General features: G+C 50.4%; 11 protein-coding genes. 8 read left to right on the plus strand and 3 right to left on the minus strand.

Annotated elements, in window-relative coordinates:
* Positions 1–53 precede the first annotated feature (53 nt).
* From EFB08_RS22800 to EFB08_RS22840, 8 genes are all read left to right on the plus strand, one after another.
* Entirely contained in the window at positions 54–3,161 is a 3,108-nt protein-coding gene (locus tag EFB08_RS22800) for a SusC/RagA family TonB-linked outer membrane protein (protein WP_227006447.1), read from the plus strand.
* A gap of 30 nt (positions 3,162–3,191) precedes the next feature.
* Positions 3,192–4,703 carry a RagB/SusD family nutrient uptake outer membrane protein gene (locus EFB08_RS22805; RefSeq protein WP_123129292.1) on the plus strand — a complete coding sequence of 504 codons (1,512 nt, stop codon included), beginning with the start codon at positions 3,192–3,194 and terminating at the stop codon, positions 4,701–4,703.
* Between the two features lie 77 nt (positions 4,704–4,780).
* Positions 4,781–5,590, plus strand: a complete 810-nt coding sequence (locus EFB08_RS22810; protein ID WP_123129293.1) for a rhamnogalacturonan acetylesterase — start codon at positions 4,781–4,783, stop codon at positions 5,588–5,590.
* Between the two features lie 185 nt (positions 5,591–5,775).
* Complete coding sequence (locus EFB08_RS22815) at positions 5,776–8,784, plus strand: DUF6298 domain-containing protein (protein ID WP_123129294.1); 3,009 nt, start codon at positions 5,776–5,778, stop codon at positions 8,782–8,784.
* Between the two features lie 977 nt (positions 8,785–9,761).
* Positions 9,762–12,749, plus strand: a complete 2,988-nt coding sequence (locus EFB08_RS22820) for a SusC/RagA family TonB-linked outer membrane protein (RefSeq protein ID WP_123129295.1) — start codon at positions 9,762–9,764, stop codon at positions 12,747–12,749.
* Positions 12,750–12,766: 17 nt separating this feature from the next.
* Positions 12,767–14,458 carry a RagB/SusD family nutrient uptake outer membrane protein gene (locus EFB08_RS22825; RefSeq protein WP_123129296.1) on the plus strand — a complete coding sequence of 564 codons (1,692 nt, stop codon included), beginning with the start codon at positions 12,767–12,769 and terminating at the stop codon, positions 14,456–14,458.
* Positions 14,459–14,847: 389 nt separating this feature from the next.
* Positions 14,848–17,601 (plus strand): NTP/NDP exchange transporter, encoded by a 2,754-nt coding sequence (locus EFB08_RS22835; protein ID WP_123129298.1) that lies wholly within the window; start codon positions 14,848–14,850, stop codon positions 17,599–17,601.
* A gap of 8 nt (positions 17,602–17,609) precedes the next feature.
* Positions 17,610–18,062, plus strand: coding sequence for a Crp/Fnr family transcriptional regulator (locus EFB08_RS22840; RefSeq protein ID WP_123129299.1), 453 nt, complete (start codon positions 17,610–17,612; stop codon positions 18,060–18,062).
* Here the strand turns inward: EFB08_RS22840 and EFB08_RS22845 are convergent.
* From EFB08_RS22845 to EFB08_RS22855, 3 genes are all read right to left on the minus strand, one after another.
* The gene (locus EFB08_RS22845; protein ID WP_123129300.1) at positions 18,028–18,639 is read right to left on the minus strand and encodes an HD domain-containing protein; all 612 of its coding nucleotides are present in this window, start codon (positions 18,637–18,639) and stop codon (positions 18,028–18,030) included. The genes EFB08_RS22840 and EFB08_RS22845 overlap by 35 nt on opposite strands.
* Before the next feature lie 123 nt (positions 18,640–18,762).
* Positions 18,763–19,929, minus strand: coding sequence for an adenylate/guanylate cyclase domain-containing protein (locus EFB08_RS22850; protein WP_227006448.1), 1,167 nt, complete (start codon positions 19,927–19,929; stop codon positions 18,763–18,765).
* 34 nt (positions 19,930–19,963) lie between these two features.
* On the minus strand, positions 19,964–22,174 hold the full coding sequence (locus tag EFB08_RS22855; protein ID WP_123129301.1) for a tetratricopeptide repeat-containing sensor histidine kinase: 2,211 nt from the start codon (positions 22,172–22,174) through the stop codon (positions 19,964–19,966).
* Between the last annotated feature and the right edge of the window lie 32 nt (positions 22,175–22,206).

Here is a 22,206-nt window from a genome sequence, read left to right on the forward strand (position 1 = left end):
AAAGCTTAGGATTGTCTTTCACTCATCTCTCCATTACATGTAAACCCAGTTTTATGAAAAATTCATTACAGCATGTATTTAAAAGAACCTGCCAAACCCGCTGGCTGATTCTTATCCTATGCCAAATAAGTTTAATGCCGCAGCAGGGTTGGGCAAAGGATGGCGAAGCAATACCAAGCCTGCGCAAGGAGACCGCTGGAAAAGGAAACTTATTTGCCCCTAAAGGGACCAAAAGCTTATTCTCTCACCCAAAGAAATTGTTTCTGCACACCGTGCGGGGGAAAATATCCGATGAAAAAGGAGTAGGAATGCCTGGGGTCACCGTGATGCTGAAAGGCACCACCTCTGCCGCACCTTCTGCCTCAGACGGGACTTATGCCATTGAATTACCCGATGGAAACGGTACGTTGGTGTTCTCCTTTATGGGGTATAAACCCCTGGAGGTTGCCGTTAATAATAGGACCACGATTGATGTAAGCCTGGTCCCGGATGCCGAGTCTTTGGATGAGGTGGTTGTGGTGGGGTATGGTACCCAGAAAAAAAGTGACCTGACTGGTTCAGTAAGCGCTGTATCCTCTGAGGAATTCAACGTGGGGCCGCAATTAAGCCCCCAACAGCTAATCCAGGGGAAAATGGCCGGGGTGAACATCTCTCAGAATAGCGGGAAACCGGGTGCCTCCAATACGGTACGCATCAGGGGAGGTACCTCTTTGACCGGTTCCAATGATCCACTGTACGTGATTGACGGAGTGCCTATCTCCACCTCCAGCGGCGTAAACCAGGCCAACATCAGGGGCAACGGTACCGATGTTTTTGACCAGGAGCCTACCAACCCGCTCATGACCCTGAACCCTAATGATATTGAGTCCATCACCGTGTTGAAAGACGCCTCCGCTACGGCCATCTACGGGTCACGGGGTGCCAATGGAGTTATTGTCATCACTACTAAGAGAGGAAAAGCCGGCAAGGCCCAGGTCACCTACAACGTGCTGGCCGGGGTTTCCAAAGTTGCCAACACACTGGATGTTTTGACCGCCGACCAGTACCGAGCCGTGGTGAGAGACCTGGAGCTTACTTTGGATGACAAAGGCGCGAACACCAACTGGCAGGATGAAATCTACCGCACCGCCTATAACCAGGACCACAGCCTTTCCCTCACCGGGGGAGCGGCCAACACCATGTACCGCGTTTCTTTAGGTTACGGAAAACAGGAAGGGATCATGCTGGGCTCTGATTTGAGCCGGTACAATGGTTCCATCAACATCAACCATGCCGCGCTGGAAGACAAACTGAAGTTTGACCTGGTGGTAAACTATGGCCAGACAAGATCAAACGCGGCGCCGGTTTCCAATACCGTGGGCAGCGAGGCAGGTACCAGCATGAACTATGAAGCCTTTGTCTTCAACCCAACTTATCCCGTGTATGATCCTAACGGAGAGTACTACCACGTAGGACCGTTCCGGGTGAACCCTGTTTCTTTCTCCTCTGATGTGACCGATGAAAAAACCGCGCAACGGCTTCTGGGGAATCTGTCAACAACCTATACCATCATTGATCCGCTGAGCATCAACGTGAGTTTGGGCTACACCCGGCAGGAAATCGATCGGAACTCTTTCATCCAGAAGTCAAATCCGCTGGGCGAGGGTTTCGGGGGCTTTGCCAGCACCCAGAAACTCGCCGATTACAGCAAGTTGATGGAGACAGTCCTTCGGTTTAACAAGTCTTTCGGCCAACATGCCGTTGATGCCATCGCGGGGTATTCTTACCAATACTTTTTAGGTGAGGGAGGGCGCACCACAGCTTCGGGGTTCCTGTCAGATTCCTTTAAATGGTACAGTTTGCAGGCTGCCAGTACGGTAGGGGGCATCAGCAGTTTCCAGGAAAGCAACACCCTCATCTCCATGTACGGCAGGGTGAACTATGACTTTGGCGGAAGGTTCCTGCTTACCGGTACCATCCGGCGCGATGGTTCCAGCCGGTTCGGGTCCGGAAACAAATGGGGGGTATTCCCTTCCGGTTCCGTGGCCTGGCGGATCTCGCAGGAGAAATTCTACCCCGAGAATCCATTGTCTGACCTGAAAGTGCGGGTGAGCTACGGCGTCACCGGTAACCAGGAGATAGGGAACCTGAATTCTCTCACCACTCTGGGAGCCAGTAACAGAGGCTACCTGGTAGGTGGCCAACGAATCACCATCGTGTTGCCACAGCAATACGCCAACCCAGACCTGAAATGGGAGCAAACCTCACAGGTAGATGTGGGCCTGGACTTCGGTTTCTTTAAAAACAGGGTTCATGGTAGCCTGGATTATTACCGCAAAAAAACCTCTGACCTTTTGCTCCGCATCGCGGTTCCATCACCTTCGGTGGTAACGACTCAATTGGCCAACGTAGGAAGCGTGGAAAACAAAGGGTTTGAACTGGAACTGGGTGCCAACATCATAGACAAAGGTAATTTCACCTGGGAAGCAGATGTGAACTTCAGCCGGAACAAAAGCAAGGTGTTGAGCCTTTCCAACGATCTGTACAAAGGAGACAACATCCAGATTGCCCCGCTGCAGGGAGCCGGTTTGTCGGGCATCTATGCGCAGTTGATTATGCCGGGTGAGCCCCTGGGGACTTTCTGGGGCCGCAAGTTCATAGGCGTGGAAAACGGGGTAGAGCAGTTTGAGCCGGGCAACCAGGTCATCGGGACGGCCCAGCCAGATTTCACCTTCGGGTTCAGCAACTCCTTTCAGTACAAAGCCTGGAGCCTGGGCTTCAACTTCAGAGGATCGGTAGGGAACGATGTCTTCAACCTCACGGCCAACAACCTGGCCTATGAAAGCAACCTGCCCGGCAGAAACATTCTGGCGGTAGCACTGGAAGACGGGGTAGGAAGAACCCAACCAAAACAATATTCCTCCCGCTGGATCGAAGACGGGTCCTTCGCCCGCCTGGACAACATCACCTTAGGCTACACTTTCAACGTGAAGAATACGCCTTTGTCCAACGCCAGAATCTTTGTCACCGGTCAGAACCTGCTGCTCATCACCAACTATTCTGGGCTGGATCCTGAGGTGAACGCCGAGGTGTCCGGTACGGGTGTGGCTCCGCTGGGAATTGACTACCTGGCCTATCCACGGGCGAAGACGGTGAGTCTGGGCGCCAGCATTTCTTTCTAATTGTGTTGCATTACCCTTTAACCTAAGAAGATGAAACGTCTCATAACAAAAATAAAAGTATTGGTGAGTGCTGCCATTTTAGTAACCGGCTGTACCGATCTGGAGGAAGAACAATTCGGCCGCCTATCGCCGGACACGTATTACCGGACCGAGGAAGAGGCCTTATCCTCGGTAGTGGGTATTTACCAGCAGTTGTCGTACGTGGTGGACATAGGGGACCCGTTCCGGATAGCCGAATTCGGGACCGATGAGTTCATTGTGCCGGGCCGGGCTAGCGGAGGCTGGTTTGACCAGAACAACATGGACATCATGCTGCACCAGGTAAAGCCAGACAATGCCACCACCGGTCGGGCCTGGGGATTCATTTTCCAGGAAATCGGGACGGCCAACGCGGTGCTGGAAAGCCTGGAAAGTTCCCCTAACAAAGCCAATTTTCCCGGGGTAATTGCGGAGGCACGGGCCTTGCGGGCGTATGGGTATTTCTACGCCATGGATTTTTGGGGCAACGTTCCTATTTTCACCCAGGCCCGCGTAGATCCCCAGAACCTGCCCACGAACAATACCCGCACTGAGGTCTTCCAGTTTGTGGAGAAAGAGATGCTGCAGGCCGTGAATGACCTGCCCTCTGTGAATACGGTGACGGCGGCCTATTACCCACGGCTCACCAAAGAAGCCGTGTATGCCGCCCTGGCGACGCTTTACCTGAACGCCGAGGTGTACACCGGAACCCCCAAATGGGCCGAAGCCATCGCCATGGCGGACAATGTGATCAACTCAGGAGCGTACTCGCTGGAGCCTCAGACCGTGGACAACTTCAAAGCCACGAACGAGGTTAATTCCACAGAGATTATCTCCTCGTTTTCGGTAAACCCCACCAGAAACGCCGGGGCCAACCAGTTTATGTTGTACGCGCAGCCTGCCCTGGACAAACAACGGTACAATCTGCCGTTCTCCCCGGCCAACGGCTACAGCACGTACAAAGAAGCCCTGGACCGGTATGAAACCGCAGACGAACGCAGAAGCCTGATCCAACACGGACCTCAGACCTACCCCAATGGCCAGCCATTAGTGGACAGCAAAGGAGAACAATTGGTGCTAGTGCCGGTGGTAGATTACGTGAGTGCCCAGGACAACGAAGGCTACCGGGTGTTGAAATACGTTCCCGAAGGCGTGACCTGGTCGGGATTCAATGCCGACAATGACCTGGTGCTGATCCGCTACGCCGACATCCTGTTGATCAAAGCCGAGGCGCTGTTCAGGACCGGTAACGCCGGGGATGCCCTTACTCTGGTGAATCAGGTAAGAACCAGAAGCAACGCCACTCCCTTCACCACTCTTACCTTGAAAAACATTGAGGAAGAAAGAGCCCGGGAGTTTATCTGGGAAGGCCACCGCAGACGTGACATGATCCGTTTCGGGAGCTATTTCAACGAAACCTGGACCTTCAAAACCACCCAAACGCCTACCTGGCGCGGGATCTACCCAATTCCGGCAGAACAGATCGTGGCGAACCCGAACCTGAAGCAGAATCCTAACTACTAGAAGATACCCCAGCGGGCAGAGTACAGAAGGTGAAAAGCATTCTGTATTCTGCCCGCTACTTTTTACCGCAACCTTGAATGGAGAAAAGACTACTTACCCATAAAATCAGCACCGTAACCAAGACCGTTTTCAGAGGTGTCCTGCTTTTAGGCCTGCTCGTTTTGGCCTCCTTTTCCATAAACAAGCCCCAAAACAAAGTTAAGGTGTACCTCATCGGGGATTCTACGGTGGCGCATTATGAACCCCAACGTTACCCTATGCAGGGTTGGGGAATGCCATTTTCCTACTTCTTTGATTCAACCGTGACCGTCCAGAACAAAGCCCGGGGCGGCAGAAGCACCAGAACCTTTCTCTCCGAAGGGCTGTGGAAACCCATCACCGATAGCCTCAAAGAAGGAGATTACGTGTTCATGCAATTCGGGCACAATGACGAGGCCAAGGAACCACAATACGCCGCCCGCTACACGCCCGTGCCCGATTACCGCAAGAACCTGATCAAATTCATTTCCGAAACCAGAGCCAAAAAAGCCATCCCGGTTCTGATTACTCCTGTCACCCGGATGGTGTTTGATGCCTCGGGGAAAGCGCAAGAAACGCACACCGAGTATTCACAAGCCGTGCGGGAACTGGCCCGGGAACTGAAGGTTCCCATGATTGACCTGGACCGGAAAAGCCTGGAACTGGTACAGAGAATGGGACCGGAGCACGCGAAGGATTTGTTTAACCAACTGGAACCCGGCGAACACCCCAACTACCCCGAGGGCATCAAAGACAACACCCATTTCAGCGAGTTCGGCGCCCGCAAAATGGCCCAATTGGTTTTAGCCGAAATCAGAGCCCTGAAGTTGCCCTTAGCGGATAGAATTGTAAAGCAAACCCCTAAGTAACCCAAGTTCGCTTCTTGTTGGGTGCATTGAATTAGGTGTGTTTTCCGGAAAACAGTCTCTAAACTGAATAGCTGGAAGAGTCTGAGTTTTGCCTTTTCTCAGTTTTTGTTTTATAGGGTTCCTGGATCAAAGGGTTTCAATCATTCCATGCAGGTTAAGTCTTCGTAAATGAGTCAAGAAAGAATATGAAGAGCATTTTCGGGATCGTCGGTTTTTGTGCCGTTTTCTGGTTTTTAGGCCCAAAATGCTTTGCCCAAAATGCACCAGGGATTGACTCTATTGCCGCAAAAATTGACTTCTCCTACGCAGGATTCCAGGCTGGTAGCAGAGTTCCGCCCAGGGTCCCGGCAGTCCTACAGGTACGGCCCAGTGAGGGAGATGATACCCGCTTGCTTCAGGCCGCTATTGATTACGTAGAAGCTCTGCCCCTTCAGAAAAATGGATTCCGGGGAGCTATCCAACTCATGGAAGGCCGATATAAAATAGCAGGCCAACTGCTAATCAAAAAGGCTGGGGTTGTGATCAGGGGAGGAGCCAATCGATCCAAGGTAGTGTTGATAGCTACCGGAAAGGGGAGACGAGCCCTGATCAAAGTAGGTGTTGAAGACACCGCTGCGGTTATTTCTAGTGCCTTGCAAGTGAAAAACCTGGTGCCTGCGGGTGCACGGGAAGTAACCTTAGAGAACATCCCTGGGTTGCTGGTAGGAGATCATGTATTGGTAACCCGCCCCAGTACTGCCAATTGGATTGCTGACCTGGGCATGACCAAAGCCGAGGGGATGTTTGTGGCGGTTCGAGGACTTCGATGGCCCACCGGCTCCCGCGATCTCACCTGGCACCGAAAAATCACCCAGGTAGATCCGAAGACAAACCATATCACCCTGGATGGACCCATCACCATCGCTCTGGAACCGCAGTATGGCGGAGGCACGGTGCAAAAAGTAGTCTACCAGAATCTGGTGCATTCCGTTGGGCTGGAGGGGTTCACCATTGAAAGCGAATACAGTAAGGCCAATCCTCTGGATGAAGATCACGCTTGGATAGGCATCCATATAAACCATGCCCAGGATGTTTGGGTGCGCGACGTTACGGCGCGCCATTTTGTAAGCTCGGCCATCAGGGTAGGGGACCAGGCTCGGCAGGTAAGCCTTCTCAATTGCAGAAGTGAACAGCCAGTCTCAGAAATAGGCGGCTACCGGCGGATGAGTTTCCTGGTAGATGGCCAACAGGTGTTAGTGGAGAACTGCACTTCTGACTCGGGGCTCAATGATTTCGCGGTGGGTTTCTGTGCGGCGGGCCCAAACGCGTTTCTGAACTGCAAAGCGACCAATGCCTTGGGGGCGAGTGGTTCCTTTGAAAGCTGGGCCTCAGGGGTATTATACGAAAACGTCACCATTGAAAAGGCAGGCTTAAAACTGACTTATGATGAAGACCGGGCCCAAGCGGGCGGCTGGACCGCGGCTAATTCTGTCATCTGGAATTCCAAAGCCAAAGCGGTTGAAGCCTGGGGACCTACCAGTTACCAGAACCATGTGGTGCAAGCCAATTACTCGCTATACCAGACGCAACTCGCCAAACGATTAAGTAAAGCTAATACCGTTGCTAACAAAAAGACGATTGGTTACGGGAAGCAATCGGGTTCCCTCAAGGAATTCACTTTAAAAGAAGTAGGGCCCGAACCTGCTGTGGTGAAACCTGAAACGCATCCGCTTCAAATTGTGAATGGTCGTTTCGTGATAAATAGTAAAGTCATCTGGAGCGGAACCGTGGGCGACCAGTTCTGGCGAGGACAGGCATTTCCGGGCGGCGAGTTGAATTCGGGCGTTAGCCTTACCCGTTTTGTGCCGGGGAAAGACGGACCCGGTTTAACCGAGGTTTTGCCAAAACTAGCCCAAAACATGGTACAGCAGGATACCCGGTTTCACCAGGCCATGACCGGGTTGTGGTATGACCGGCGGCGCGATGACCATTCAATTAAGCCAAGGGAGGACGGGAATGTATGGGCTCCGTTTTACGAGATGCCCTGGGCCCGCAGCGGAAAAGGCAAAGCCTGGGACGGCCTCAGTAAGTTTGACCTTACTACCTTCAACCCCTGGTTTTTTGCGCGTTCTAAAGAGTTTGCCCGTCTTTGCGATGAAAACGGATTGGTGCTGTACTACAGCCTATACAACACGCATAACCTGCTGGAATATGTCACCCACTGGGTAGATTATCCGTGGCGCCCCACCAATGCCGTCAACAAAATCGATTTGCCGGAGCCACTTCCGGCAGAGCCCTGGGCCCGGTTGCACTTGGGCAACGAGTTCTATGACGCCACCAACCCAACCCTGCGCGACCTCCACCGATCGTATATTTTCCATGTGCTGGATGAACTGGGGACATCCCAAAACATCATCTTCAACCTGGGTTTCCAGTTTGCCGGACCCTTGGCGTTTCAGCGGTTCTTTTTGGAAACCATTGCCGAATGGGAAACCAGGAACCAGCGAAATGTACGGGTGGTCCTGACGACGAGCAAAGACATAACCGATGCTATTCTTGCTGAGGCTGTCCTGGCAAGACAAGTGGACGTGATCGATACCCGCTACTGGCAATACCGCCCGGAAGGGCTTTTCTCCAACGGTGATTCTCTGTGGGCACCTCCTGGCGGAAACAACCGGTCTTACCGCGAGATGGTGGGGGAAGCCTTTTTGCAGGCCAGTGATTACCCCTTGCCCACCACCCAGGAGTTGCTCTACCGTCAGGTACGGGAATACACCCGTCGTTTCCCTGACAAAGCGGTGGTGGCTATTGCCAATGACATCAGCCCTATTCCTGCCTTAATGGCTGGGGGAGCACAAGTGGTGATGGGCAGTTCTCCAAAAAGAGGCAACTGCCATGTTTCCTTCTCTTCCTTTGTGCAGCAGCATCTTGCCGAGGAGTTGATGAATTTAAAACCAAACGATGTGTTTCTTCAACGTTCTGAGCAGAATTGGTGCCTTGCCAATCCAGACAATTCCACACTGCTCCTTTACTCCCTTTCGGGAGCAGATATCCAGTTTTCTGAAGGTCTGCCTGATGGCGCTTACACAGGAACCTGGTATGACCCACTCTCCGAAAGCCTCCTGCCGAAGACCGAAGTGCAGCTGCTGCGGAGGGGAACATCCCTCAAAAAGCCTTCAAAGGCGAACTGGCTATTGCTCCTGAAAAGAAAATAGAAGCAGTTGCAAACCAACCTATTCCTGTTTCAAGCAGTACCTATTCCCCATTCCTAACATTCGTTAGCGGGTCCTTCCTAGAGAAATGAGTGTGTTTTTGAAAAATTTTCAATTTTAATCTAATTACTCATTGTGTTTTGTTAAATTAACATTTAACTTTAAGTTATAAGTAAAAATGGAAAGCAGGTGTTAAGCCTCTTTTTTTTACTTAATTGTGCAATCGTTTGCTCAAAGGGTGTGGCCTCAAGGAGACAAATAACACCTTTTTATATAGTCCGATTGCCTTAGATTTCACGGGAATGTCAGTTACAGGGAAGCCTTACTTGTGGAGTTCCTGATTACTCAAGGATATGAATGATGGTATGGCTATCTACTGACAGGAGATTTGAAGCGTATTTTTGATTGTGAGTTTTATTATTCAAACCCCCATGAACAATGAGTCACGTTATGCTCCCTTATTCTCAACTTAAACCCCCAACTGTTTACACCTTCAGAATTGTTTCAGTAAAAGCTTCACCACTAAGGCCAACCACATAAAGGAGGTATACCCTGTTAGAAGGTAGAACTTACTTTAGTACTATTACTTTGCTCTGCTTTTGGATTTCCTGAAGTATAATTTTCTGGAAAATTCCCTACTCTATACCCCTGCTAACCAGTCGTTATATATTATAAAAATAAGTAATAGAAATAACACAACAGGTTTTAAGGGCATCTTGTTGAATTTTCAGTAAACCAATTAGTTTATATTTATTCAATCCCCTTTTTGAAGGTTCTGGCAGAAAAGCTTTATTGAATTTATGCATTTAGTCATATTCCCCAAAGAAGATTTTGAATTGATAATGTTGTGCAAACGATTGCATTGTTAAGGTTTTTTTTGTCCAAACTTGATAGATCCTGTGAAAGAAAATCAGGTAAAACATTTCCCTTCACCGTGATCAAATGAATTGCTTACATCAATCACTTAACTAAGATTACCTATGAGAAGTATTCTACTTAGGCTACGGTATTTACTCGTGTTCTCACTGGTATTTGCCTGCGTTACTTCCGTCACTGCCCAAAGCCGAAGCGTTCAGGGAAAAGTTGTAGATGACAAAGGGGAAGCCCTGATAGGGGTTACCGTTCTCCTGAAAGGAACGGCTACGGCCGGGGCCACCGGGGTTGATGGTACGTATACCTTAAATGTGCCGGGTGACGCCGGAACCCTGGTTTTCTCTTACGTTGGGTTTAAAACCCTTGAGGTACCAATAAACAACCAATCTACGGTAAACGTGACGCTGGTTTCAGACACCAAAACCTTTGATGAAGTGGTGGTAATTGGATACGGCACGGTTAAAAAGTCAGATGTAACGGGGTCTGTGGCTTCGGTGCGCGGAGAGGATCTTACCGCTATCCCGGTTACCAATGCTCTTGGGGTAATGCAGGGTAAAGTACCAGGACTTGATTTAACGACTTCTAGTGGGCAGACGGGAGCCGCGTTGAACCTGAGCATCCGGGGGAACAGATCAGTGAATGCCAGTAACCGGCCATTGGTGTTGGTAGACGGCATCCGGTACGATGGCCCTTTGGATGTGAACCCGAATGATATTGCTTCTATGGAGGTGCTCAAAGACGCTACTGCCACTGCCATCTACGGTTCCTTGGGAGCCAATGGGGTTATCCTGATTACCACCAAAAGCGGGGCTGCCGGTAAACCAAAGGTGTCGTTTAATTCTTATTATGGCATCCAGAGCATAAACGGCTACGCCGATATCATGACCGGGCCAGAGTGGGTGCAACTGAGAAGAGAAGCCCGCAGGACGGTGGGGGAGTGGAGCAGCCCTTCCGATGACGAGAAAATTCTTCCGCCCGCTCAGTTCGAAAACTTCAGAAACGGTATTTGGACAGACTGGGCCGATGAATTGTTAAGTAATGGCAGTCAGCAGAACCACCAGATAGGGATTTCCGGGGGAACTGAGAAGTTGACCTATTATCTCTCCGGAGAGTATTTCAATGAGAAAGGCCTGCTTAAAATGGACCAGTTACAACGGTACAGCGGTAGGCTGAACATTGGCTACCAGTTATTGGATAACCTTAAAATCAGCACCAGCCTTTTGTATGCTCAGAGAGATCAGGATCTCAGACGTGATCCTTTGAACCAGGCGAATAAAATGAGCCCGCTGGGAAGGCCCTATGATGACGCTGGCAATTTCCAGATTTTTCCGGTAGGAGACGCCTCCACCCTGAACGCCTTGGTAGACGAACAGCCCGGCGCCTTTGAAAATAACGAGATTAACCGGCGATTCTTCGGGAATGTTTCCGTGGATTATACCCCCATTAAAGACCTCACCATCACGTCTCGGTTCGGGATTGATCAGTCCAACAACCGGATGGGTCTGTTTGCCGCTACCAATACCATTGATACCGGTCCTAACGGCCTATCCCTGGCCCGCGCTGATTTGGGTACCTTCTCCAGATTTACCCTGGAAAACTTTGCCAACTACACCAAGGCCTTGTCTGAAAACCATGAGATCTCAGTTTTGCTGGGAAGCAGCCTCTGGGGCGAAAGAACTGAAACCTTCGCTGCCCAAGGAAGGAACGTGCTGTCCTCTACCCTGAAATTTTATAACCTGGGCGCCTCTCAATCAGCGTACCAACTGGAGAGTAACCTGGTGGAAAGAAGCATGGCTTCTTTCTTCACCCGCCTCAATTATAAATTGATGAATAAGTACCTGCTCACCCTGGTAATGCGGACAGACGGAGCCTCGGTGTTGGCTACCGGTAAAAAGTGGGATTATTTTCCATCCGCCTCTCTCGCATGGATCCTGAAGGAGGAAAGCTTTTTGCAGAATGTGAATGCTATCACAGATCTGAAACTGAGGGTAAGTTATGGAGTTTCCGGAAACAGTCAGATTAGTCCTTATATGACTTTGGGCGGTTTAGGCAGATCTACCTACGCCTGGGATGAAACTCCTGCCTACGGGTACTATCCGGGTGCGCTACCAAACCCTGCGCTAAGCTGGGAAACAACGGCTACTGCCAACGTGGGGCTAGACTTTGGTTTTTTCAATAACCGCATTAACGGAGCCTTAGATATGTACCAGCAAGACACTAAAGATCTTCTGTTGGAACGCTTGCTGCCTACTACTTCTGGATATGAGCGGGTAATTGACAACATTGGAGAGGTGCGCAACCGGGGAATTGAACTCCAGTTGAGCACTGTGAACCTTGACAAATTGGACGGCTTTAACTGGAGCACAGATTTCAGCTTCTCAAGAAACAAAGAAGAGGTCCGGTACCTGGGAGATGGCGTGGAGCGGGACTTGAGCTTTGGTACCTTCGGGTTGCACGTAGGCCAACCCATCAACAGTTTCTATGACTACGAGAAAATAGGCATTTGGCAATTGGGCGAGGAAGAGGCTGCTTTGAAAAACCAGCAGAAGCCCGGTGATATCAAAGTGAAAGACCAAAACGGCGATGGAGTGATCACGCCAGATGATCGGAAGATTATTGGCAATGGGGTTCCTGACTGGACCTTGGGTGTGACCAACCGGTTCAGCTTCAAAAACTTTGATCTATCTGTGATGGTCTATGCCCGAGTTGGTCAGACAATCATCAGTGAAGCCGCCGGTTCTTATAAGGTAGATGGCTTGGAGAATGGCCCAGTAGTAGATTACTGGACACCTGAGAACCCTACCAATGCCTATCCTAGACCCAACGCCAGCACCAGCCGGGCCAGTACACGTTACTACACCACCCTGCAGTATGTAGACGGCTCTTTCGCGAAAGTGCGGGATCTGACCTTGGCGTACAATTTCCCCAAAACCCTGATCAGCGGTCTAAAACTTTCCCGCTTGAGAGCCTATGTGACGGCTAAGAACTACTTTATCCTGTACAGCGAAATCAAGCCTTATGACCCAGAAAGGGGAGGAGCCCTGAGCTTCCCCATGACAAGGCAAATGGTTTTTGGTTTGAATGTTGAATTTTAAGAACCGGAGGGTAAATCATGAAAAAGTTATTGTATAAAATTCTGTTACCGGTCAGTTTACTGGCGAGCCCTTCTTGTGATTCTTTCCTGAAGGAGGAAAATATCTCCGGCCTCACTGCAGACAGTTATTATAACACCGTTGAAGGGATTGAGAGCTTGGTGAACTCGCTGTACACGCCCATGCGCTTTTGGTACGGGAAAGAGAATGGCATTGCCATCACTGAACTAGGCACCGACATATTTACCCGTGGAAGCGGGATGGAAAGTCCGCCGCTGGCGCTTTACAACTCTGACCTTACGGGTGCTAATGCGGCCCTCAGTTTCTATTGGACTCGCTTTTACGCAGCCTTGAATGCAAGCAATGCGGCAGTAGCCAGAATTCCCCAATCGCCGCTGGCAGATAACCTTAAGCTGATCAGAGAAGGGGAGGCCCGTTTCCTAAGGGCTTTTTACCTGTGGCACATTGTGGAGACTTGGGGCGGCGTGCACCTTTCCACCACTGAAACCATTGGTGTGCAAACCACCGCAAACCGCACACCGGTGGAGGCGTTTTACTCCCAGATTTTCCAAGACCTAGAGTTCGCCGTAACGAATCTTCCGGTTACCTCCAATCAATATGGCAGGGTGACCAAACCCGCCGCCGAAGCCTTTAAAGCCAGAATGCACCTGTACCGCGGCCAATATGCAGAGGCAGCTGCCCTCGCCAAGAAGGTGATAAGTGACTACGGCTTCAGCCTGGTGCCCACCTACGCCGGACTTTGGGACATTGCGAGTATCAAAAACCCCGAGGCCATTTTTGTGGTGAACTTTACTGCCGACCTGATTCTAAACCGTGAGTTTGATGGATTAACCAGCTCTACCGCAGATGATATCCTGCTGCGTGACGGGGGAAACAACTCCCACCTGATGTTCCTGATGACCTATGACCAGTTGCCTGGCATGCAGCGTGACATCAGATATGGCCGGCCGTTTGCCCGCTTTATGCCTACCGCTTTCTTATTGGATCTTTTTGATGAAACCAAAGATGCCCGCTTCCACGCTACCTTTGAAACCGTTTGGTATTCCAATAAGCCCGGGAAAGCAAACGTACCTACTTCTACCGGTGCGGTAAAAGAAGTTGTTTTCAAAGCCGGAGATACCGCCATCTACGCTACCAAGTACGTAGTGCCAGCCGATGTGAAAGATGCCAAACCCTATACCATCATAGACCGCAGCCGGACCTACGCCCCAGATGGCACACCTATGGTGCGTGACAGGTACATGTCATTGAAAAAGTTCCTGGATCCCTTACGGTTGACAATTTCCCAGCAGCAGGGTCGCCGAGATGCGTTTGTGATCCGTTTAGCAGAAATGTACCTGATTGCGGCCGAGGCTGATATGATGCGGGGTAACACCAATGACGCTCTGCAAAGCATCAATGCCGTTCGTAGAAGAGCGGCCTTGCCCGGGAAACAAGCTGAGATGGAAATCACCGCAGACCAACTGACCATAGACTTCATCCTGGATGAACGGGCCCGTGAATTTGCCGGAGAACAACAACGTTGGTTTGATCTGAAGCGAACAAACAAGTTGGTAGAACGAGTGCAGGCCCATAACCCCGATGCCGCCCCTAATATTCAGGCATTCCACATGTTAAGGCCAATTCCGCAAGCCCAGCTAGATGTAATTACTAACCCAACGGAGTTTACCCAGAACGAGGGGTATAACTAAAAGGATTATAAAACTCTTTTAAAGCAAAAGGGAGATATCTCTATCTCCCTTTTGCTTTAAAAGAGTATACCTCTCAGAAAGTCCTTATTGGTTACCTTGTTTCTGCTTCACCAAACCAGAAACAAGGGAGAGCTAGCAGGTTTGCAGAGGTTGATTCTACAGATTTTTACACTAAAGTACCTGTATAACCACGCTGCTGGCCTACTTTACATAAATAAAATCAAAAATAATTTGTATTTTGTAAAAGCTAGAAAGCCATTCATAAGGTTTCTACTGCACCTGCCCGCCAGAATCTGAGATGACAGGACGTTTTCCTTTTTCAGATATAGACTTTGTCTTTTTGTTGAATTTGCAAGAGTCGAATATCCTGAGCAGAGGAGGAAACAGGTATGCATTACAAGCTATACGCACTTCTAAACATCAAGCCCTCTGAGTACAAGATAGTCCGGCAGCTGTTTTTGGTTCAGTTCTTTTTGGGTATTGCCACCGCTTTCCTGTTCACCAGCACCTTGACCATGTTCCTGCAGGCGTTCAAGGTAGAGCATATTCCGGAGGTCTACATTTTGGCGGCTTTCCTGTTACTGCTGGCCAACTGGGGCTATTCTAGGCTGGAGCACCAGGTTACCTCGCGCAAACTGCTGCAGAAAATCATTTTGTTTTCGGCCGGTTCCCTGCTTTTTACCTGGGTGACCATTTCTTTCCATGAGTTCAAATGGTTGCCTTTTCTGCTTTCCGCCTGGAACATGGTGGTGTACATGCTGGTAAGCTATGCCTTCTGGGGAATGGCGGCCATCATCTTTAACGTACGGGAAAGCAAGCGCATCTTTGCCGTAGTGGGCTCGGGTGATATTCCGGCTAAGTTGATGGGGTATGCCATGGTTCCCGTTTTAACCCCGCTCATTGGCGTCAACAACCTGCTCTGGATCTCGGTTTTTGCCTTTCTAGGGGCTTACTACTTTTTGGGCAGGTTCCAGCACCGGGTCATTGACCGGCCGGTGCATGCTCCTCACGCAGATTCTGTGCCGCCTTCCTCAGAAAACCGTTACTTCAGTTCCTCTCTGATTACCCAAATTTTTTATAACAAACTTATCTTTTCCATTGCGCTGTTTTCCCTGATTGCTTTCACGGTTTTCTCCCTCATTGATTTCACGTTGTTGGGCGAGGTAAAAGCCAGGTTTGCGAATAGCCCAGATCTGGCCATTTTCATCGGGATGTTTTTTGCCATTGGTCGGGTGATGGCCATCTTCTTCAAACTCCTGTTCAGCAGCCGGGTAATTAGCCGGTTGGGGTTAACTAATTCCTTGCTGCTATCGCCGGTGGTGGTTTTGATTTTGACCAGTGTGCTGTTGCTGCCTGGCGAAAGCCCTAATACCATTCTGTATGTCTTCGGGGTGATGGTGTTGCTTTCCGAGGTGTTAAAATCTGCCGTGCAGGAGCCTGCTTTCTTTATCCTTTTTCAGCCGCTGGAACCCCACGTAAGGCTTAAGGGGCATTTGATAGCGAAAGGGTACATGCTGCCATTTGCGCTCTTGGGAAGCGGCCTTTTCTTGATGCTTTGTTATCACCTGCGTGGGGGCATCAGCATTCAGTTTATCGCCCAGGTGCTTTTTGTCCTTCTGGTGGCTTGGGTGGGGTCGGTTTTCCTGGTGAAGAAAGAGTACTTCGGCACCTTGGTCATGGCTATCAAAAAAGGGTGGTTTACCGGCTCTGAGCTTTTCCTGAGTGACGGCCCTGTGCAGCAATTGCTTTTAAACAAAGCAACCAGTGCCAATCCCAAAGATGTTTTGCTAGCCTTGGAACTGTTGGAGAGATCGGGGTACCGCAGGTTGGAGCAGCTCCTGGAGGAACAATTTTACAGCCCGTTTTATGAAGTGCGGCGGTTTGTGTTGGGAAGCCTCATTCGGTTGCAGGGAAGGAACGTGCTGGGTTTGGTGCAGCAGCAACTGGCTAAGGAAGGAAACGATCCCCTGAAACCCGACTTACTGAAAGCCTACTACAGCCTAATCCCCGAAGTCACCGCCCCTAACCAGGAAGCGCTGCAAACCCTGGATGCCGAAGCGTACCAGGCCGCGTTGGTAGGCCTTCTGCAACGCCCTGAGGCAGAAACCCACAAAGTGGTGCACCAGGAACTGGAACCCTTGGTGAAGGACTTCGGGAATGTTCGGCAGCAACAATTAGTACTGGACATCCTTTCAGAGGCGTCTGCCACCGGCTTTCAGGAGGAATTGGCCCAATTGCTTGCTTCTGATTATGAGCAGATTTACAAAAAAGCGATCGAAACCATTGGCAAGGTGCAGGAACACAGCTTGTTGGAGTTCATGGTAGAAACGGCCAAGGCTCGGGAGGCCTGGCACGCCCTCCAGAAATCATTGGTGTATTTCGGAGACACGGTCTTCTCCGCGGAGGTTCTCCACGCCAGGGCACCGGCCGGCTTTGTGCGGGCGGTAGTTTTGGCCGCCGGCAAAGTTAGAGGAGAGCAATCCACGGAATTCCTGCTTGATTTGTTGACGGAAGAGGAAGGCCCAACCCCTGACGTTATTGAGGCACTTTGGCAAAAACAGGCTGAATTGACCTCCGAGGGCAAACGAACCCTGGAAGCCTGGCTTACCAGAACTCTGGCAAGCTGCCTGCAGAAAACCTCGGCCTGCCGAGACATCAGGCGGAAGGCTGTTCTCCAGCTTTTAGCCACCACGCTCACCCGCGAAATAAACCAGGAGGTGATGCTGTTGCTGAAAGGGTTTGCCCTTAGATATGACCGGCGGCAGATAGGCCGGGTGATGAATCTTTTAAAACTGCATGACGAACGCCGCATGGCCAACGCCATTGAGATTCTGGAACACCTGATTCCCAAACCTTACTTTCTGGCATTGGATAAGATCCTTGATTTCACCTTTGATGTGCCAGACGGAGGCAATGACCCCTACGTGAAAATCAAAAACGAAGTACCGGCTTCGGCCATGGTTGCGTCCATTATCCAGAACAGCCAGATGCAGTGTTCGGCCTGGACAAAGTCAGTGGCCTGTTACCTAATCCCCAAATTGGGCGGTCCCTCGGCTAGAATGATCCTGGCCGATGAGGAAATGCTGCCGCAGGATCATCTGTTTCAAGAGACGAAAGAGTATGTTTTATCCGCTGTTAAATAACCCGTTTTATGCTGCTGATTGAAAAGGTGCTGACGCTACGGGCCTCAGAGATATTTAGCGAAACCCCCGAGCCTGAGTTGGTTGAACTGGCCGGAGTGCTGGAAGAGATCCATTTGCCGCCCGGTTCCAATCTGTTCTCCAAAGGAGAGATGGGCGACTGCATGTACATTATTTACAAAGGGCGGGTGAAAATCCATGACCAGGAACACACCTTTGCCGAACTGGAGGAAAACGAATTGCTGGGGGAACTCTCCATCCTGGACACGGAGCCCCGTTCTGCGAGCGTAACCACCCTGGAAGACACCATTCTGCTGAAACTGGCACAGGAGCCGTTTTACGAGATTCTGCTCAACAACGCCGAAGTGCTCAAAGGGATTCTGAAAACCCTGTGCCGGCGCCTTCGGCAAATGGATGCCCGAATGGTTTCTACGCCCCTTTCCTCAGAAGTTGATTTGTACTAACCTTCAGCGCCTGTAGGTTGGCCTGTTTTCCTGCTTCGCGGTGCAGGCGGCTATACCGCGTAAAATAGCGGTGTTTCTCCAGAAATTTTATTTGAACCTGCCTCCATTCTTCCTCGGTCTCCAATAACCCCATGGCCTGCATTTCCAGGTAAAGCCGGTGCGCGATAGGGGAATAATCTTCCCGGCCCAGGTAGTCCAGGTCGGCGTCACAGATGACCTGCTCTAACATGGTACGGGGGCTCTGGGGGAGCTTAGTGGCCATGATCAGGCGGCAAATCACCTCGGTTTCCTCGGGGTTAAACCCAAAGCCGGGCAATTCACAGCGCGCAATGTCGCAGCCTTTCCTTTCATGGTCCTGGTAGGTTTCCAGGAAACCGCAGTCGTGGTAGAGAACCGCCACCTTTAACAGGAGAAGGTCCTGGGGAGATCTTATCTTTTCGGCGAGGGCAATGGTTTCTGAGCACCTCAGCACATCCAAGGTGTGGGCCAGGCAGTGGTACGTGAGGTGGGGGGAAAGCCCGTTGCGTAATTTGTGTTCTACGTGCTGCTGAATCTCCGGAAATGAGGTGTGCGCCATAGGGGTTTAAAGGTTAGTGCTGCAGAAGACAAAGGGGGTTTATAAGCCAGTTTCAGGAAAACAGGCCTAAAATGCTTTTAGGAAAGAAAATATCTTTTGGTTGAGGGCAGAAATTCACTTCCTCTATTCTCTTCTGTTCAACTTGGTCTGCACGAAATACATGTTTACCTCTCCTTTGTTTTTGGCGGGCACCTTGCCTCGGTAGAGACAACTGAACCACTCCTTGACGGCTTCAAACGTGGTCTCTGAAATGTTGATTTTACCGCCTTCGCCGCTTGATTCTATCCGGCTGGCCAGGTTCACGGTATCGCCCCAAATGTCGTAGGCAAATTTCTTGCGCCCCACCACGCCCGCTACCAGAGGACCCGTATGCACCCCAATGCGCAAATCCCACCGAACAAGCCCCCGGGCGGCCCTTTCCTCGTTCAGTCCATACATGTAGTCTTGTATTTCTATCGCCGCTAGAATGGCATCTACCGCGTGGGTTTGGTTGGAGACGGGAACCCCGCCGGCGCACATGTACGAATCACCTATGGTTTTGATTTTTTCCAGGTTGTTTTTCTCAATGATGGAGTCAAAGGCCATGAAGCAGTTGTTTAGCTCAGAAACCAGTTGGTTAGGAGAAAGGCCCTCGGCAATGGATGTGAAACCAACGAAATCAGTGAAAAGGACGGTGGCGCTTTCATAAAAGCGTGGGGTGGCTTCCCCTTTTTCTTTCAGTTCGTTGGCAACCTCTACCGGCAGAATGTTCAACAAAAGCTTTTCTATTTCTTCCTTTTGCCTATTCACCTGCTGGGTGCGTTCCTCCACCTTGTTCTCCAGTTCCTCGTTTGCTTCCTTGAGCTCATGGATCAGGTGTTTGTTGGTGCGGCGCAACTGAAACGCCTCAATGGCGTTGTCCAGGGTGATTTTGAGCTCTTCCTTGTCCCAGGGCTTTACAATATAGCGGTATACCTGCCCGGTATTGATGGCCTCAATGATGGATTCCATGTCGCTGTAGCCCGTCAGGATCAGCCGGATCATGTCCTTGTCATCGGGTAGGTTTTTAAGGAACTGCACGCCCGTCATGCGGGGCATTCGTTGATCGGTGATGACCAGGCTAGCGTCCAGTGATTTCAGGATCTCCAGGCCTTCCTCGCCCGACTTGGCCGTATGGACCTGATAATGCCGCCTGAACGCCGATTTGAACACGATCAGGTTATCCTCTTCATCATCTATGTATAGAATGGAAGGTTTTTCCGAGACTTCGGTGGGTGGCGAAATAACTTGTTCCAAGGTGAAGTTTTCCATGAGGATTTAAAGGATGGTCTGTTTTCAGGCTGTTTTATTCAACTGTCTCTAATTTCAGGTTCTGGGGGGCCGGGGAAAATTGTAAAGGGATTCTGATGGTAAACTCGGTGCCCTGGCCGGGTTGAGACTCCACCTCAATTTTGCCTTTGTGCTTCTCTATGATCCCGTAAGAAATGGAGAGGCCCAGGCCCGTGCCCTCGCCCACGTCTTTGGTGGTGAAGAAAGGTTCAAAGATGTGTTTTTTGACTTCTTCAGACATGCCAACCCCTGTGTCTCTGATTTTGATGACGGCAAAATCATCATCTGCGTAGGTTTTGATGGCAATAGTACCTTCCTCCGGGATTGCCTGGGCGGCGTTGTTCAGGATGTTCATGAAAACCTGGTTCAATTGGCCGGGGTAACAATTTACTTCCTGCAGGTCACCGTAGTTGCGCACAATCTTGATGCGGTTTTTCAACTGGTTGTTCAGAATGACCAGGGTAGAGTCAAGGCCTTCGTGCAGGTTGGCTTTTTTAAGGTTATCCTCATCAAGGCGGGTGAAGTTTTTAAGGCTTTTCACGATTTCCTTCGTGCGGGTGGCGCCATTCTTCACGCTGGAGAAAAGCTGCTCAGATTCCTGGATGAGTTCCTCCACTTCTATCTCTTTTTTGAGCTTTTCCAGCTTCTGCAGTTGCTGGGTGTTATCTGCGCCAGGTTTTAGCTGAAAGTATCCGGTGGCCACTTCCATGATATCGGTGAAGTTAGCACGCAGCGATTCTATACCTGCCGAAACGAAGTTGATAGGGTTGTTGATCTCGTGGGCCACCCCAGCCGTCAACTGACCCAAAGAAGCCATTTTCTCGGATTGCACCAACTGATCCTGGGTATTAAGCAGGTTGTTGTACGTTTTCTCCAAGTGGTCCCGCTGGGTGGCTAATTCTTCTTTCTGGGCATTAATCTCGTCATTTTTGTGCTGGAGCAGTTGGTTGGCCTTTACCTTGTTCCGGATGTTAAAGAACAAAACCACCGCTATGATAAGGATGAGCCCCAATACCGCTAACAAGGCATTCCTGAAAACCTGCTGCCGCTCCAGACTGGCTTGTTTCAGCTGGCTGTCTTTGGTGAGGAGGTCAATCTGGTTTTGCTTTTTCTCACTTTGGTAAGCGGCTTCCAGGTTGTTTATTTTCTCTTTGGTCTCGGCGTTGTACAGGGTGTCTTTGATGCCCAGCAGCAGCGATTGGTATTGATACGCTTTCTGGTAATCGGAGAGCTTCTGATAAGACTGCGCCAGCCCCGCGTAGGAATCTTTCAACTCATGGTTAGCCCCTAGGTCAGTAGCGATGCGCTTGGATTGTTGGAAAGTGGCCAGCGCCTGATCGGGTTTGTTTTGCTTAAGGTTGATCTGCCCGATGTAGTTCAGGGCCTGCGTTTCCTCTAGTTTGGCTGCCACCGATTTCGCGATGACTCGGGCTTTCTGGTGCTGTTCCATCGCCTTGGCTAAATCTCCCCGGGCGGCATACACTTTCCCGATGTTGTTCAGGGTATAGGCGACTTTGTCTTTACTTTCGGCCGCATTTAAGATTCCCAGGGCCTCCTGGAAATAGGCAAGGGCTTTCTTGTGATTTCCCTGGGCAAAGTAGATCTCCCCGATGTTCCCGGTGAGGGTGCCTAACATGCTTTGATCGCCAATCTCTTTGCTCAGCGGTAAGGCTTTTAAATAATAGGTGAGGGCTTTATCTAGAGTAGCGGGGTTGTTCCCGTATTCTACCCCTATGTTGAGCAGGGCGGTAGCAATACGTAATTTATTTCCGCTTTCTTCCCCTTCTTTAAGGGCCTTAAGGTAAAACTCGATTGCTTTGGCCTCCCACCCCTGAATGGAGTAGATAACCCCAATGTTGTTGAGCATGTTACTAGCCCCCACCTTATCACCCAACTGGTTGAAGATAGCCAAAGACTGTTCCCAATAACGAATTACCTCAGGGTAGCCTCCTTCGTTTACGTACGCCAACCCTAGGCTTTTCAGGGCATACGCTTCGCCTTTGGGGAAATTATGAGTTCGGGATTCCTCCAGCGCCTGTTTGGCAAAAGCAATCGCTTTGGCCTGATCAGATCCGTTGTGGGCTTTGCTTAACTCAAGTAGAAGATTTACCCGAGAAGTATCCCTGGCTGTTTTGAGAAGGGCCTGCAGACTGTCCTGAGGAGCCGTTTGGGCAAACAGCACCTTAGACAGTAGAAAAGCAAGCAACAGCACCATTGACTTTTTCATACCTCATGCTTTTATGTGCTTTTTGGAAAATC

The sequence above is a fragment of the Rufibacter latericius genome, from assembly GCF_003721515.1.
GTDB classification, from domain to species: Bacteria; Bacteroidota; Bacteroidia; order Cytophagales; family Hymenobacteraceae; genus Nibribacter; species Nibribacter latericius.